We start from the raw sequence: 14514 nt of genomic DNA, 5'->3' as shown, positions 1-14514 counted from the left end.
CCGCCGCCGGCAATATCGGCAATTTGAATTCCCGGAATCGATGGCGGTCGGTCGGGTTCGCCGATTAGATCTAAAACACCGGAATGGGCCAAATAATTCACATCGTGTCCGGCCCGGCTGCGATAAGGTCCGGTCTGGCCGTATCCGGTGATAGAACAGTAAATGATTTTGGAGTTTAGGTTGCAAACCGTATCGTAATCAATACCGAGCCTTTGGACCACTCCGGGACGAAATCCCTCTAAAAGGATATCGGCTTTTTCAACCAAACGAAAGAAGATCTCTTTACCCTCTAAAGTCTTCAAATTCAAAGACATATGCTCTTTATTGCGATTGACCGTGGTGATGAACAGGTCATCTGCCATGAAACGTTTGTCTTCAATTGCGATCACGCGTGCTCCATGGTCGGCAAATATCATGGAGCAACAGGGTCCCGGGAGCAAACGAGACAAATCCAGTACAGTAATTCCGGCCAAAGCACCTTCGTTTGACATATATACCTCTTTAAATTTGTATTCTCTCGGCAAAAACATTTAAGATAATCACGAAAACACGAAATATTTTTATCATTTTCGTGTTTTCGTGATAGGCGTTTTTCTTTTTGGGTTGTCTGTGATCTGTTTATTTTTTTAAAGGAAACAGCTTTTCTATGAGCTGAGCTTTGGTGATATCTCCCTCGATAATGAGTTTTCCCGAGATAAACGCCTGAATGGGATCAAGCCGGCCTTGCATCATATCAACAAAGTCGGTGTCTGCTATTTTCAACGTGCAATCAGGATGGTCAGTCATACCCTTTACGATTTGGCATACTCCATCCTTTACGGCAATACTCCATTTCCCACCATCGGAACCGGAGATGTCGTACTGGAATTCCATATCGAGTCCTTTGGCCGCTTCAGGGTTAAACACATCGGCCAATGCTTCAAATATGCCGCTGACATATGAAGCCTTACGAGCTGCGGCTTCTTGCTCGACATCTTTGCTGATTTCCCGGTTTTCTTCCATGGGGAGGATGTCGCCATATTCGAACACACCTTTATCGATTACCGCCTCGCCGGTTTCAGTATTAACGGTCCGCCACACCGCCTGGCCCTCTGCTGTTTTCCAGATGAAAGTCTGGATCGGTGTTCCGGGATACAGCGGTTTTGCAAAGCGACAGTCCATCCGCCGGGCCTTTTCCGGATGCCCGGGAATAAGGCTGTGAATAAGAGCCCGGCAGGCATACCCGTGGGTACAGAGTCCGTGCATGATCGGTTTTTCAAAACCGGCTAATTGAGCAAATTCCGAATTTACATGCAGATCAAAAGTGTCCCCGGACAGCCTGTAGAGCAACGGCTGATCCGCAGAGGTGCTGGTATCAACAACAAAATCAGGATCTTGGTCCGGAAAACTGACGGTTTTTTGGGGCGCATTTTCTCCGCCAAACCCGCCATCAAGACGGGCAAACATGGTAATAACGCCGGCAAACAGCTTTTTACCGCTGGAATCAAATGTTTCGCTTTCCGTCACAACTAAAGCACCTTTGCCTCTTCCTTTATCATAATACCGTGTAATCTTCGCTTCCGTGGTCAGGGTACCCTGAGTTGGAATCGGGTTATAAAAGATCAACTCCTGTTCGCCGTGCAGTATTCCGGCCGGATTGAATTTGGACGCGGCCCCTATCTGAAAAACAAGATCAAAGATCGCTGCAATGGCGAAACTCGGTATGACTTTGAGATCTTTTTCATAGCAGTATTCGAGATCGGCAAAGCCGGCACCCACGCCTAAAGCATAAAGAACAACATCCTTCCAGGTGTAATCCCTGGTCAGAGGACCGATCGTTTTTCCGATTGCATCCATGTTCAGCGCCATTACCCCTCCTTTTTTAATTCTCATCGAAATTTTTCATGAAATGTTCGGGATAGGCCTGTGGCCGACACCAGCTCTCCTGTAAAGCTGCCAACAATAACTTTACTTTTTATTTTAACGGGCATGCGCCGATGATCAGCAGTGACCCACAATTGAATTTTGGCATTTTTACTTTTACCAAATACACCGCCGATATGTTTCACATCCGGTTCGACCAGAAAGGTATCATAAGTGCCGCTTGCAAGTTTTATGGTTTCCCTTTTAACAACGGTAACTTTACCAATAACGCATTTTTTGCCGTCCGTTACCGGTCGTTCTATAATCAAATCTTCCTTTAGATCAAAAAGACGCATGTAATAAAAAACGGACAAGGAATCAAACGTTCCTGGAAGTAGGTCGATGGGCTCCCGCTCTTCATTGAAATTGGAATATTGAGCTTTGTATTTTGCCCAGTTGTATTGCACCACAATCTCTCTGTGAGTTTTTCCTTCCAGCTGATTTTTTTTATACAAAATTGAGCGGGTCATCTTAATGTCAGTATAAGCGTCTATCCTGTCCCGGACTTTATAAAAATGATCGATAAATTCATTGCTTTTGGCTGTAAGCACGAAATGGTAAGACTTATTTCCATCTACAGTTTCGACTGGCAGTACTTCAAGGACGGCCTCACCGGCCGGGATAAACATCCATTTAAGCGCAAACGTCAACCTCTCGCCGGGATTAAAAGGGTAGCCTTTGTCTTCTGCTTTGATGTTATCGCAAAACCAAAAAAGAGCTATGATTACCGTTGTAAATAGGTTTATAAACAAAAACTTCATGCTGATGTATAACCCTAATGGAGCCAAACTCCATTGGTTGTTGGCGTGCTTTGCGTTACGCGTTGCTGGATTCAAACGGTGGACAACCATACCTACATTTCGCCCTGGATAGAAAAATAAATTTTACAACTGCTATAGCCTACAATAGATGAGAAAATTCGGTCTCGATAACCTGGAATAATTCTTCACCAATGGCAAGCCCCAAATCGATAAACTGGGGGCCATATTTCTTCCCGGTTGCCGTACGGAATGTATCTTTGATTTTGGCAATTTTTCCCATACCCTGGTGGTAAAGGTCTATAAATTTTACAATCGGCGTTTTAGAAAAGGTTACCATGGACCAGATGGTATCGCTAAAATTGTCAGGTCCCCAGCGAAATTTATCAGCATCATAGAGGCAGTCAGAAACTAGAACACCTTCAAGATTCTTGATTGCTATCGTGGTTTTGAAAGCTACATGGTTGAGGATTGCCCGGCTGACATCCTCAATCTCATCAGGGATAAGGGGATATGTTTGCAGGACTTTTCTGGCATAGGCAGCGCCTTGTTCAGCATGATTATCTTTTTTGCGCTTAAAATCATGGAGCAGACCGGCACATTGGACAATGAGGACTCTACGATTTATAAAATCAGCAGCGTGTCCGGCTGATTTGTTTTCAATGATCATTAGGGCGCCGGCATCTACGGCCACCTTGACGGCGTGCTCGAAGCCATGGCCAAAATCTTCTTCCAGCTGCTTGGTAACAAAGGCCAGCAATTCAGCAGTTACAGGATGGTTTTCAAGACATTGTCGGGACAGTTCTTTTGCAGAGGAGTGGTCTTGATAAAAATCAGGGGGCGGTAGGCGCGAAACAATCTGGCGGGCTCGTTTACGCATACGAGTGTAGACATGTTCCATATTATCACGTGCCTCTTGGCAAGCGGATCTATTACCTTAATTGAGTTCAATTGAGCTATTATGATTCTGAAAACAGGCTTAATTTACGGGAAAAGAGAAAAAATTGCCACATACCTTCCATTGCCCGTCTTCCTTGACAACGTCAATTGTCTCATCAACCTCGTAAGTTCCGCCAAGGTTAAATAATTTTGCAACAAACGGATAAACAGGATTTATAGCAACCCTTCTTTTGCCGGTTATTTGAATCTTAGCTTTGGTATCGCTTTGAGAAATGGTTTCGATTTCAATGTCGTAAAGCTTGTTTCGCATAAAATCTATATTAAAACCCTGGTCTTTGGCCTTTTGAGCGGTCAGATAAATATATTTGTCCACCAGATCAACATCTCCGGGTGTCAACCGTTCCGCACAAATTCTTGCGGCCATTGCTTTGTCTAACTGGAAATATGCTTTGCTAAATTCAGCCACCGCCCTGCTGGGTGTTTCCCGGCCGTCGGCAAAAAAAAACAATACCTGAACAAAGGACCCCACTATTAACACAATAATTATAGCTGTAACCTTATTCATCTGAACCATCTAACTTCCTCCTTCCCAAGCTTTCCTCCTAAAAACATTCAATAAATACAACTTTAAGTAAATTTTAATGAACATTTGAAGGGTTTTCAGATAACATGGAATAAATTTTGAAACAAGCCTTATTCAATTTTTGAATTTATTACTAATTGAACCACCTGAATATTTATGATATTCCTTTAATACAGACATCGTAAGTTATAGCTTATCATGGTGTAATATTTTGGACAAAAGCTCCGTCTCGAAGTTAGAGGTTGGGTTTAAAGGTTCAATGTTCAAAGGTTCAGAGGTTGATCACCCCATTTAATTACCCCTATGGAATCAATGGCATAGGAAAAAAGCGCGAAGCGATTAACCCTGAACGCTGAACCCTGAACCTCTTAACCCAGACCGACAGGATATCCAATTTATGTGCAATCCCATGGTATCTAAAAGTCTACGGCTATTTATATAAGTTGAATAATGAGGTCTGTAATATGCCTATTAAAAATATCGCCAAAGAATTGATCGTTCTGCTAAGTATTTCGCTGTTTGCTGCATTTACGGTAAACTTTTTCTCTCCCAAAGGTATCGCTTTGCTCGGTGACTGGGACACCTCAAAGGGTGTTATTTCTGCAAAATCGAAAGAAAATGTCGTTGTCCATGAGCTCGAAATTGGTGATGTTCGGACGGCGAAACAGATTTATGACAGCGGCGGTGCTGTTTTTCTCGACGCCCGCGCTGAGGAGCTTTTTGAAGAAGGTCACATTGAAGGGGCGGTATCCCTGCCCGTGGGTCGCTATGATGCCTATATTGGAAAATTTAAAGTGGCATATCCGCTTTCAGCATACATCGTTACCTATTGTTCGGGCAGAGAGTGTGATGACAGCCATCAGTTGGCCCAAAACTTTTTTGAAGAGGGTTATACCAATATAAGCGTTTTCATAGACGGCTATCCCGGCTGGAAAGAGGCGGGCTATCCTATTGCCCTAATTGATCCAAAACACAATTAGGAAGGGGCCGGGGTTAGTGGCCAGAAAATGAGTTTCGCTTTATGAAATATATCCCATTTATACCAGTATTATAAAATTCAGAGGGTTTTGTTTTCTGACACCCGATATCTGACACCTGACAACTTTCAATTGAGCGTTTTCGCTCAATTGAGGTAATAAATAGTATGCTAAAAAGGATATTAAATAACAGCCTTTTTGAGCTGGCCGTTCGCTGGTTTTTAGGCATGATCTTTTTGTATGCCAGCTATCACAAAATCGCTTCTCCGGCACAATTTGCTAAAATCATTTACGGCTACTATCTTTTTCCGGACGTTTCCATCAATATTATCGCCATCGTTTTTCCGTTTTTAGAACTGTTCTCGGGTCTTGCATTGATCCTGGGTATCTACCCCCGATCGGCTGCGGTTATTATCAATGGAATGCTTCTGGGTTTTATTATCGCTCTTTCCATTAATCTTGTGCGGGGGCAGCAATTCGACTGCGGCTGTTTTTCCTTTGGTGAGGGTGGACATACTTATACAGTCGGGCAATTACTGATGCAAGATATCATTTTTTTTGTTTTGGGACTGCAAGTCCTTTTTTTTGATAATAAAAGACGTTGGTGTCTTCGGCAGAGCGGGAATATTCTTAAGAATATGCCCCTTAAGCCCTAATCCGGGCAACCCGGGAAAAAAATATTTGCCACCAAGGCACAAAGACACAAAGAATACATTTGATATTCTATCTTCGTGCCTTGGTGTCTTTGTGGCAATAAAGAAACGTTTTTCCGCAAAATACACAAGTTGCATAACTGAGGCACTAAATCCTAATTTCTTATAAGTCTGATTCGTTTATTGCTTTTTTGCTTTACACCATGGCTATTTTGCTATAACTAAATAGTTCAAATTTTACCGTTTAAGACTTTAGGAACGTTCCTCTTGTTGGTATTTTCAGCTATCTGTATATTTGGCTTCACTTATATTTATGAAACCTGATAATTCAAAAGGGCAGTCCAGCAAGGAAACGCGCATGTCTGCAAAGATAAAAGCTCTGGGTATATGTCTCGGAGCCTCTACCGTATCTATTGTTCAGCTCGAGCAGGAGCTTGTTGCAGATGAAAAGAACATGCCCAAAGGCAAACCCCGCCTGATCGCATATTCACTTCATCCTCACGAAGGAGATCCCAAACGAACTCTAGTTTCTGCAATAGAAAATCTAGACTTGAATTCATTTGACAGGATCGGATCCACCGGCAGGAAATTTCGTAACTTCGTGAATATTTCCTCCATATCTGAACCGGAAGCGGTCGAATTTGCCTATCCGTATGTCAAACCTCAAGATATTTCATGTCCGGCCGTTGTTTCCGCCGGAGGCGAAACTTTCATGCTCTATGTCCTGGACCGTTTCGGAAAAATTTCCAATGTAATAACCGGCAACAAGTGTGCCTCCGGGACCGGCGAATTCTTTCTTCAGCAACTGCGCAGGATGAACGTATCCCTGGAAGAGGCCGCCCAGTGGGCCGTCACCATGGAGCCGCATCACGTCTCCGGCCGCTGCTCGGTTTTTTGTAAATCCGACTGTACCCACGCTACCAACAAAGGTATTCCTAAATCAAAAGTAACTTCCGGGCTCTGCCAGATGATGGCCAACAAAATCCTTGAACTTTTGAAAAAGGTCGAAAGAAAAAACATAATGGTCACCGGCGGAACAGCCCGCAACCAAATGATGATCGAATGCCTGCGTCAGGAAATTCCCGGACTGATCGTACCACAGGAAGCTCCTTATTTTGAGGCCCTGGGTGCCGCCCTCTGGGCCCTGGAAAACGAAACCGCCAAATTTCCTGGAATATCGGAGTTATTCAGAACTAATATAGTCTCATTTGATAAGCTGTTGCCCTTACAGGATTTCAAAAACATGGTTGAATTTAAAACCATTGAGCAAGGAGAAATCCATCCTGGTGATGTATGTATTTTAGGGCTGGATGTCGGCTCGACTACCACCAAAGCGATCCTTGTGCGCCAGTCCGACAACGCTATGCTGGCCTCAGTCTATCTTCGGACCAGCGGTGATCCGGTAGGAGCTTCTCGAAAATGCTATGGTTCCATCTTAAACCAGGTTAAAGCCAAAATTAACCTTCAAGAAATATCAATTGTAGGTCTGGGGGTCTGCGGATCCGGCCGCCAGATTGCGGGTCTGCATGCTCTAACCGATGGCGTCATCAACGAAATCATCGCCCATGCCACTGCCGCTGTTCATTTTGACCCCGATGTAGATACCATATTTGAAATCGGGGGACAGGACGCCAAATATACTTATATTACCAACGCCGTGGCCTCAGATTATGCCATGAACGAGGCTTGTTCGGCCGGAACGGGTTCGTTCCTGGAAGAATCGGCTTACGAGACCCTTGGTGTTCAGATGGAGGATATTGCCGACATCGCCCTGCAAGGGATGAACCCTCCCAATTTCAACGACCAGTGTGCCGCTTTCATCGCTTCCGACATTAAAAATGCCATTCACGAAGGCGTAGAACACCGGGACATTGTCGCCGGCCTGGTCTATTCCATCTGTATGAACTACTCCAACCGGGTAAAAGGCAACCGACCGGTGGGAGAGAAAATTTTCATGCAGGGCGGTGTTTGCTATAACAGGGCGGTTCCATTTGCCATGGCGTCCCTTGTGGGTAAACCGATAATAGTTCCTCCTGAACCCGGGTTGATGGGTGCCTATGGCGTTGCCCTTGAAGTTAAAGAACGGCTTGAAAAGGGCTTGATGGACCGGCAGCATTTTGACCTGGAGAGCCTGGTGAACCGGGAGGTTGTATACGGCAAGTCTTTTGTCTGCAGAGGCGGCAAAGAAAAATGCGACCGGCGCTGTGAAATAGCAATGATCGAGCTTGAGGGGCAAAAATATCCCTTTGGCGGGGCCTGCAACCGCTACTATAATATGCGGCATAATATTAAATATGATGTCGAGAAACTGGATCTCATACGGATCCGGCAGCAGCTTGTATTTGAAAAGTACGGCGCTAAATGGCCGCCGGACAGCCCGGAAAAGCCCAAAGGCAGGATCGGGTTCAACAGAAGTTTCATGGTCAATACCTATTATCCGCTGTATTCAACATTTTTTGTCGAACTGGGTTTCGAACCCATTGTCCCGGATTTTCCATCCCAGGAAGGTATTGACCAGAAAAACGCCGCTTTTTGCTATCCGGCAGAATTGTGCCATGGTTTTTTCCACGTGCTGTTGCATATGGAAACTCCTTTAGAATTCATCTTCCTGCCCCATTTTAAAGCGGTCCCTGCTTTAGACGATCATACCAGTTCACAAGTTTGTCCTTTTGTGCAAGGAGAGACCTTCTATTTGCAGGCCACATTCCGGGAAAAACTTGCAGAAATCAAGAGCAAGGGGACAAAAATCCTGACCCCGCTTTTAGATTTGACTCAAGGGCTGGAATCGGCCAAAGAAGCTTTGATTTCAACTGCGATTCAAATGAAGGTCAGCCGGGCGTTGGCCGAGCAAGCATTCTCAAAAGCGCTTGTCAAACAGCAACAGTGCTTTGACGAGATGATAGAAATCGGAAAAAATGCGCTCGAGCAACTTAAAACCGATCCGAACCGCACGGCCGTTGTGATTTTTGCAAGGGCCTATAATGGATTTGTTGAAGAAGCACATATGGGTATCCCCCACAAAATTGCTTCGAGGGGCATTTTGGTAATACCTTACGATTTTCTTATGTTTGACGGTTACAAAACCAAACGCCATATGTACTGGGGGATGGGGCAGCGCATACTCAAGGCCGCCAGGCTCGTCCAAAAGCATCCTCAGCTGTTCGGCACTTTTATAACCAATTTCTCCTGCGGACCGGATTCGTTTCTCATCGGATACTTCCGGGATATCATGCAGCGGAAACCCTCTTTGACACTTGAGCTCGACGACCACACGGCCGACGCCGGTCTGGAAACAAGAATCGAAGCGTTCCTGGACATTGTCAGCGCATACCGTCAACTGGTGGCAGATAAACAGATCGTTGCCATAGAAAAGCATTTTGTTCCTGCCCGGACGCTTTTGGATAACAGTGTTGCCAAAGTTATTACATCTTCGGGTGAAGTGCTGCCGATGAGCGATCCACGGGTTAAGCTGCTGACTCCGTCCATGGGTGATACTTCTTCTGAATCCCTGGCCGCGGTGTTTCGTGGATTCGGTTTCAACGCGGCGGCTCATCTGCCGTCGTGCGAGGCGGTGTTGAAGCTGGGACGGGCAAACACCTCCTGCAAGGAGTGTCTGCCGCTTATCCTCACGACAGGCACATTGCTTAACTACATTCACAACGGCAGAAAGGACGGCGAGGTTCTGGTTTACTTTATGCCCACCGGCAGCGGTCCGTGCCGCTTCGGTCAGTATCATATTTTTATGGAAGATCTCGTAAAAAGACATGAGATACAGGACGTGGCTGTGCTTTCGTTGACATCTGAGAATTCTTATGCCGGCCTGGGTAATGAGTTTGTACGCCGGGTATGGTGGGGAGTCATCGTATCCGATGCTATGGAAGACATCCGCTCGATGATACTGGCCAATGCCGTCGATCCCGAAGCTGGAATACAAATATTCGATCGAGAGTGGAACTTAATCTTAGCTACGCTGGAACAAGGAAATTTCTCCCGGCTGGAAAAACAATGCACAAAAGCCGCCGGGGTAGTTGCCCGGATTCCGATGAAACGTCCGCCGCGGGAGGTACCCACAATTTCCCTTATTGGTGAAATATTTGTCCGGCGGGATGCACTCTCTCGCCAGTATTTAACAGAAAGCCTTGCTGAAAAAGGGTTTGCCACTATCTGTGCACCCATCGCCGAGTGGATTCTTTATACCGACTATCTGGTAGACAAAGGGCTTGTCGATTATAAGATGTCAAAACGGGAAAAGTTGCAGTTTTTACTAAGAAAAAAATTTATGCAGCGGTATGAAAAGCGGCTTAAGTCCATACTTTCTCGTTCAGGGCTTGTGCACCCCGAGCCGCTCGATATTGCTTCAATCATCGCAAACGCTTCGCCTTACATTTCACCGATGATGACCGGTGAGGCCATCCTGACGGTAGGAAGTTCTCTTGCCGAGATAGCGTCGCACTCCTGTGGAGTAATTGCCATCGGCCCTTTCGGATGCATGCCCAATCGTGTTGCAGAAGCCATCCTGAACGAAACCATGAACCGTGAAGCCAAACTGGCTTTAGATCCCAAGAATAAACAGCTTCGATCCGCTCTCAAAAATGTTGAGGATTTACCCTTTTTAGCAATAGAAAGTGACGGCTCACCTTTTCCTCAACTCATCACTGCTAAGTTGGAAACCTTCTGTTTGAGGGCCGAACGGTTGCATCACAGCATGCTCGCGGCCGGCGGTGCCGGCCGGGCAAACTAAGTTAGAAAAACTATTTGCTTAAGTTTCATGCCCTAATAGCCGAATACAATCGTGATACGATTTTGTGAAACGCGGTTACGCCGCTCTAGTTTGCTTGATCCAAAAATATCTTGACAGCGCCAGAGGGATTGCATATAAAGATCACCTTCGTAATCCTGAGTCTGCGGTTGATTGGAGAATGATTGATTTTTTTTGCGCTTGCTGATTTCTGGGCATAAACTTATGGGATTACTATAGTTTTGCCAGTCTCACTTAAAGGAGGATTCAACACAATGAACGAATTGCTGGCTCCGGGCGGCAGTCTTGAAATGGTGAAGACTGTCTTTGCCAATGGCGCTGATGCAGTTTATGTAGGTGCAAAAGGGTTCAGTCGTAGAAAGTGCGCCTGGGAACTGGAAGACAGTGAAATCAGGGAAGCGATGCGCATTGCAAGCGATTATGGGGGTAAAATCCGCGTGGCCGTAAACGCTGAAGTTCCGGAAAAGCACTTTATGCGGGTGTTGAACAAGGCTTCAAAATGGGCACAGTGGGGTGTTGAAGGGATTATTATAAAGACTCCCGGTCTCATGCGGCTTATCCGCCGCAATTTTCCGGAATTGATTATTCACGCCAGTGTAGGGTGCAATATCCAGACTCGAGAAGATATGGCATATTACCTCGACGCCGGTGCCACCGGGGTTGTGGCCAGCACCGAAATCGACACTGTGGAAAAATTGCAAGAGTTCAAAAAAGCTGCGGACGAGGTCGGCGTTCTTACCGAAATACTGATCCATGGCAATCGCTGTATAGGTGGCGTGGGCAACTGCCTGTTTCATGAACTTACCAGCGACTCTTACGTAAAGAAAGTCTACCACGATGAGGATGGCCATGAGATCGTTGAATATGAGGGGTGGCCGGACCGCAGCGGCAGCTGCTTCCGTATCTGCCTGCTCACAGAGGCACAACGCGAAAAATTGATGCGCCGCAAAGGAAAGAGCGCTGAAGAGATCAGAAGCGTTAACGATACAATTCACCGCCGTCCCAATGTCGCCTTTGCCGTCAGAAACGAGGAATTTAAGCATTACGTTGATTTGGGCCTGCAAACCCTAAAAGTTCAGGGCCGTGAGTATCCCGTGGCACTGATTTCCAAGATGATCCATGCCTACCGCACTCTCATTGACGCACATCTTGCAGGTAAACAATCCCTTGACCCCGAACTGGTTTCCGTGAATGAAGAAATTCGACTGTTAGTGCAGGACCGCGACCGGGCCCGGATGGAAAAGACGCGGGAACTGCATCAACAGATCAAGGGAATATAAATAGCCTTTTCAAGACCCACCTTGAGCTCTAGTTTTTCATGAACCGTTTTTAATGGTTTTATTTGCCTTCAAGGCACAAAATATATTTTCAGTCAAATCGACAGAGAATATAGTCTGTGTCCATCTGCGCTGGTCTGCGGTTAATTTCATAAAATCAGGAGATGGAGAGGATGACCAGAGTATACGTAGTGCGCCATGGTCAGACAACCTGGAACCTGGAGGAAGTCTTTCGCGGACGGGCAGATATTCCTCTTGATGAAACCGGCAAAAAAGAAGTCCATTTGGCCGGTGAGGCTCTTCAGAACGAAAGCGTTCATGCCGTTTACAGCAGCCCGCTGTCTCGCTCTATGGAAACAGCTGAAAATATAGCTAAATTTCATGACATCGCGGTTACTCCTTTGGAAGCAATTATTGACATCAGTTACGGCGAATGGGAAGGAGTGAACTTAAAGGAGATTGCAGCAAAATATCCGGATCTATACTCGCTCTGGCTGCAGGAGCCTCACAAAGTTCGCTTCCCCAATGGAGAGACTCTGGAGGAGGTGCGCGCGCGAACCATGGAAGCCCTTGAGAATCTTGTGGCAAAACACCTAAATGAAACTATCGCCCTGGTGGCCCACCGAGTGCCGAACAAGGTGATCTGCTGTGCCCTGCTGGGGCTGGACAACAGTCACTTCTGGCGCATTGCGCAGGATACCGCCAGCACCAACCTTTTTATTTATAAAAATGAGCAGTGGATTGTCTCGTTTCTGAATGATACATCCTATCTAAAGGTTCTGGGGAAAACGCCTCTGTCCGATTTTTAATTTGTAGCAAAACTAAAAACAATCACGAAAACACGAAAGAGGGAAAGCGCGAAAGTCTAATATTTTTTTCGTGTTTTCGAATTTTCGTGCTTTCGTGATAAAGAGCTCTTTTGGGGCTCGTGCTTGCCCAAACTAGGAGGAATTAATGAAAAAAACCGGTGTGTTTTACCATCCCAGCTTCAGCCGCAGGAGCTATCTTACCCAGGGCGCCCGGCTGGAAGACTTCCCCGGGGCCATAGAGCATATCTTAGCCCGCGATAATGTTACTATGTATGAATCGCCGCCGATTGAGGAAGAATGGATCCTGAAAGTTCACACTCCGGAGCTTATCCGGGGGGTGGAGGCCGACACGCTTTGTTCAACCGCCTGGCATTCTGCCGGCGGTGTATTGCTGGCCGGAGAGAAGGTCTGCACCGGTGAAATCGACAATGCTTTTGCTCTCATTGGCGCCGGCGGCCATCATTCCGGCCGAAACTATTTTGGCGGTTATTGCTGTTTTAACGACGTGGTCATAACAATCACCTATCTGCGTGAAATCCACAACATCCGGCGTTTTGCCGTCCTGGATACGGATGCCCATCATGGCGACGGCACGCGCGACCTGCTTTACAGCGACCCTGACGTACTGCACGTCTGCTTTTGCGGCATGGATTCTGTTTCAGATGATGGAACCAAGGTGGATGTTACAGCACCCGGTGGTTTCTGGGCTAACCGGGGCAGTAACGCAAAGGACGCCGACGAGCAGTACGCCGATAAGGTGAAAAGCGAATTTTACCAACGTGTTGCAGATTTTGAGCCTGATCTGATTTTCTGGTACTTCGGTTTTGACACCCACAAAGGGGACTACGGCAGTCTGGGGCTGAGCGGTCGTTGCTATCAAAAGATTGCCCGTTTCATGCTGCAAACCGCCGAGGAAGTGACCGGCGGTCGCCTGGAAGTGGTTCTGGCAGGCGGCTCAAGAACCGATATCGCCACCAATGTTATCCCCCCGATCATTGAAATCCTGGCCGATTGGGAATAATGGAGTGATAGAGCCCTGAAGTCTCAGAAATTCCAAATCACAAATTACAATAACCAAAATTCGAAATTCCAAACCTATTTTTTTAATTTTGGTCACCTGTCGAGAGCCTCGAGATCGAACGATTGAATATTGGAATTTGAGATTTATTTGTAATTTGGTGCTTGGAATTTGGGATTTTATAGATTCCAGCACTCCAGCACTCCAACAGTAAATGGAAGCGAAAAAATACTGAAATATCGTATGGTCTATTTAAGTTTGCCCACCGTGATCAAATACAACACCGTCTCTTCCTGACCGTCAACCCCTAAAAGTTCATTGAAATCATCATCGTAGAAGGCACCGATGGGACAAGAACCAAAACCCATGGCAGTTGCAGCCAGCTGGACATTCTGGCAGACATGTCCCAGATCCATGGGAATGTAGCGCATGGCACGGTCGCGGTACTTGGTCATGCACCGCAGCATCATGGCGGTCCAGATAATAACCACGGCCGCCCGACGAACCACAGGCTGTCCCATACTGGCAGCGGTAAAGCCCTGATTGAAGTCACCGGTCTTGATACATTCCAGAGCAAAATCAGCCACATTAAAATGGTAAATACCCTTGGGCACTTTTTCCACCTTGTCAACGTAAAGATAGGTTTCAAAAGGATAGAGGGCTCCGGCAGAGGGTGCGGTACGCAGCAGATGCATCCCGGTGCGTGCGGTGATACCCTGAGTTCCCCACATCAGTTTGGAGAGCTCTCCGAGACTGAGCGGATCAGGTGTGGTGTTGCGTTCAGATCGACGTCTGGCCAAACATTGCCAGAGGTCGGCGGACTGGTCCAGATCGGGTTCTGGTAATTGGATGCGTTCCTCATCCGGATAGTTCTTAAA

12 protein-coding genes are annotated in these 14514 nt (G+C 46.5%); 6 read left to right on the top strand and 6 right to left on the bottom strand.

The window, feature by feature from the left end:
- The 5 genes from V3S16_RS02155 to V3S16_RS02135 form a co-directional block, all read right to left on the bottom strand.
- A partial coding sequence (locus V3S16_RS02155) for a CaiB/BaiF CoA transferase family protein (protein WP_413883030.1) occupies positions 1 to 491 on the bottom strand: 491 nt, incomplete at its 3' end.
- 127 nt (positions 492 to 618) lie between these two features.
- Positions 619 to 1872, bottom strand: a complete 1254-nt coding sequence (locus V3S16_RS02150; protein ID WP_413883029.1) for a MaoC/PaaZ C-terminal domain-containing protein — start codon at positions 1870 to 1872, stop codon at positions 619 to 621.
- Positions 1869 to 2663, bottom strand: coding sequence for a DUF3108 domain-containing protein (locus tag V3S16_RS02145; RefSeq protein ID WP_413883028.1), 795 nt, complete (start codon positions 2661 to 2663; stop codon positions 1869 to 1871). The genes V3S16_RS02150 and V3S16_RS02145 overlap by 4 nt, the downstream gene beginning before the upstream one ends.
- Before the next feature lie 139 nt (positions 2664 to 2802).
- Positions 2803 to 3561, bottom strand: coding sequence for an HD domain-containing protein (locus V3S16_RS02140; RefSeq protein WP_413883027.1), 759 nt, complete (start codon positions 3559 to 3561; stop codon positions 2803 to 2805).
- Positions 3562 to 3639: 78 nt separating this feature from the next.
- Positions 3640 to 4134, bottom strand: a complete 495-nt coding sequence (locus V3S16_RS02135) for a hypothetical protein (RefSeq protein WP_413883026.1) — start codon at positions 4132 to 4134, stop codon at positions 3640 to 3642.
- Between the two features lie 473 nt (positions 4135 to 4607).
- Between V3S16_RS02135 and V3S16_RS02130 the strand changes: the two genes are divergently transcribed.
- The 6 genes from V3S16_RS02130 (at position 4608) to V3S16_RS02105 (ending at position 13639) form a co-directional block, all read left to right on the top strand.
- Positions 4608 to 5123: a rhodanese-like domain-containing protein gene (locus tag V3S16_RS02130; RefSeq protein ID WP_413883025.1), complete on the top strand. Its 516-nt coding sequence runs from the start codon at positions 4608 to 4610 to the stop codon at positions 5121 to 5123.
- Positions 5124 to 5287: 164 nt separating this feature from the next.
- A complete protein-coding gene (locus V3S16_RS02125; protein WP_413883024.1) occupies positions 5288 to 5776 on the top strand; it encodes a MauE/DoxX family redox-associated membrane protein in 489 nt (162 codons plus the stop codon).
- Between the two features lie 355 nt (positions 5777 to 6131).
- Positions 6132 to 10514, top strand: a complete 4383-nt coding sequence (locus tag V3S16_RS02120) for an acyl-CoA dehydratase activase (RefSeq protein ID WP_413883023.1) — start codon at positions 6132 to 6134, stop codon at positions 10512 to 10514.
- A 272-nt stretch (positions 10515 to 10786) separates the two neighbouring features.
- Positions 10787 to 11812: a peptidase U32 family protein gene (locus tag V3S16_RS02115; protein ID WP_413883022.1), complete on the top strand. Its 1026-nt coding sequence runs from the start codon at positions 10787 to 10789 to the stop codon at positions 11810 to 11812.
- Between the two features lie 170 nt (positions 11813 to 11982).
- Positions 11983 to 12618, top strand: a complete 636-nt coding sequence (locus V3S16_RS02110; RefSeq protein ID WP_413883021.1) for a histidine phosphatase family protein — start codon at positions 11983 to 11985, stop codon at positions 12616 to 12618.
- 145 nt (positions 12619 to 12763) lie between these two features.
- The gene (locus tag V3S16_RS02105; protein WP_413883020.1) at positions 12764 to 13639 is read left to right on the top strand and encodes a hypothetical protein; all 876 of its coding nucleotides are present in this window, start codon (positions 12764 to 12766) and stop codon (positions 13637 to 13639) included.
- 245 nt (positions 13640 to 13884) lie between these two features.
- Here V3S16_RS02105 and V3S16_RS02100 read toward each other — a convergent pair.
- The coding region (locus V3S16_RS02100) for a SagB/ThcOx family dehydrogenase (protein ID WP_413883019.1) at positions 13885 to 14514 on the bottom strand (630 nt) is incomplete at its 5' end.

The sequence above is a fragment of the Candidatus Desulfatibia sp. genome, assembly GCF_036446775.1.
Lineage (GTDB): Bacteria > Desulfobacterota > Desulfobacteria > Desulfobacterales > UBA11574 > Desulfatibia_A.
This window is presented reverse-complemented; position numbering and strand designations above follow the sequence as displayed.

Excerpts from the sequence above, each read along its gene's own strand:
- V3S16_RS02135 (WP_413883026.1), bottom strand. The coding sequence starts at position 4,134 with ATGGTTCAGATGAATAAGGTTACAGCTATAATTATTGTGTTAATAGTG.
- V3S16_RS02125 (WP_413883024.1), top strand. The coding sequence starts at position 5,288 with ATGCTAAAAAGGATATTAAATAACAGCCTTTTTGAGCTGGCCGTTCGC.
- V3S16_RS02110 (WP_413883021.1), top strand. The coding sequence starts at position 11,983 with ATGACCAGAGTATACGTAGTGCGCCATGGTCAGACAACCTGGAACCTG.
- V3S16_RS02130 (WP_413883025.1), top strand. The coding sequence starts at position 4,608 with ATGCCTATTAAAAATATCGCCAAAGAATTGATCGTTCTGCTAAGTATT.
- V3S16_RS02105 (WP_413883020.1), top strand. The coding sequence starts at position 12,764 with ATGAAAAAAACCGGTGTGTTTTACCATCCCAGCTTCAGCCGCAGGAGC.
- V3S16_RS02140 (WP_413883027.1), bottom strand. The coding sequence starts at position 3,561 with ATGGAACATGTCTACACTCGTATGCGTAAACGAGCCCGCCAGATTGTT.
- V3S16_RS02120 (WP_413883023.1), top strand. The coding sequence starts at position 6,132 with ATGTCTGCAAAGATAAAAGCTCTGGGTATATGTCTCGGAGCCTCTACC.
- V3S16_RS02145 (WP_413883028.1), bottom strand. The coding sequence starts at position 2,663 with ATGAAGTTTTTGTTTATAAACCTATTTACAACGGTAATCATAGCTCTT.
- V3S16_RS02150 (WP_413883029.1), bottom strand. The coding sequence starts at position 1,872 with ATGAGAATTAAAAAAGGAGGGGTAATGGCGCTGAACATGGATGCAATC.
- V3S16_RS02115 (WP_413883022.1), top strand. The coding sequence starts at position 10,787 with ATGAACGAATTGCTGGCTCCGGGCGGCAGTCTTGAAATGGTGAAGACT.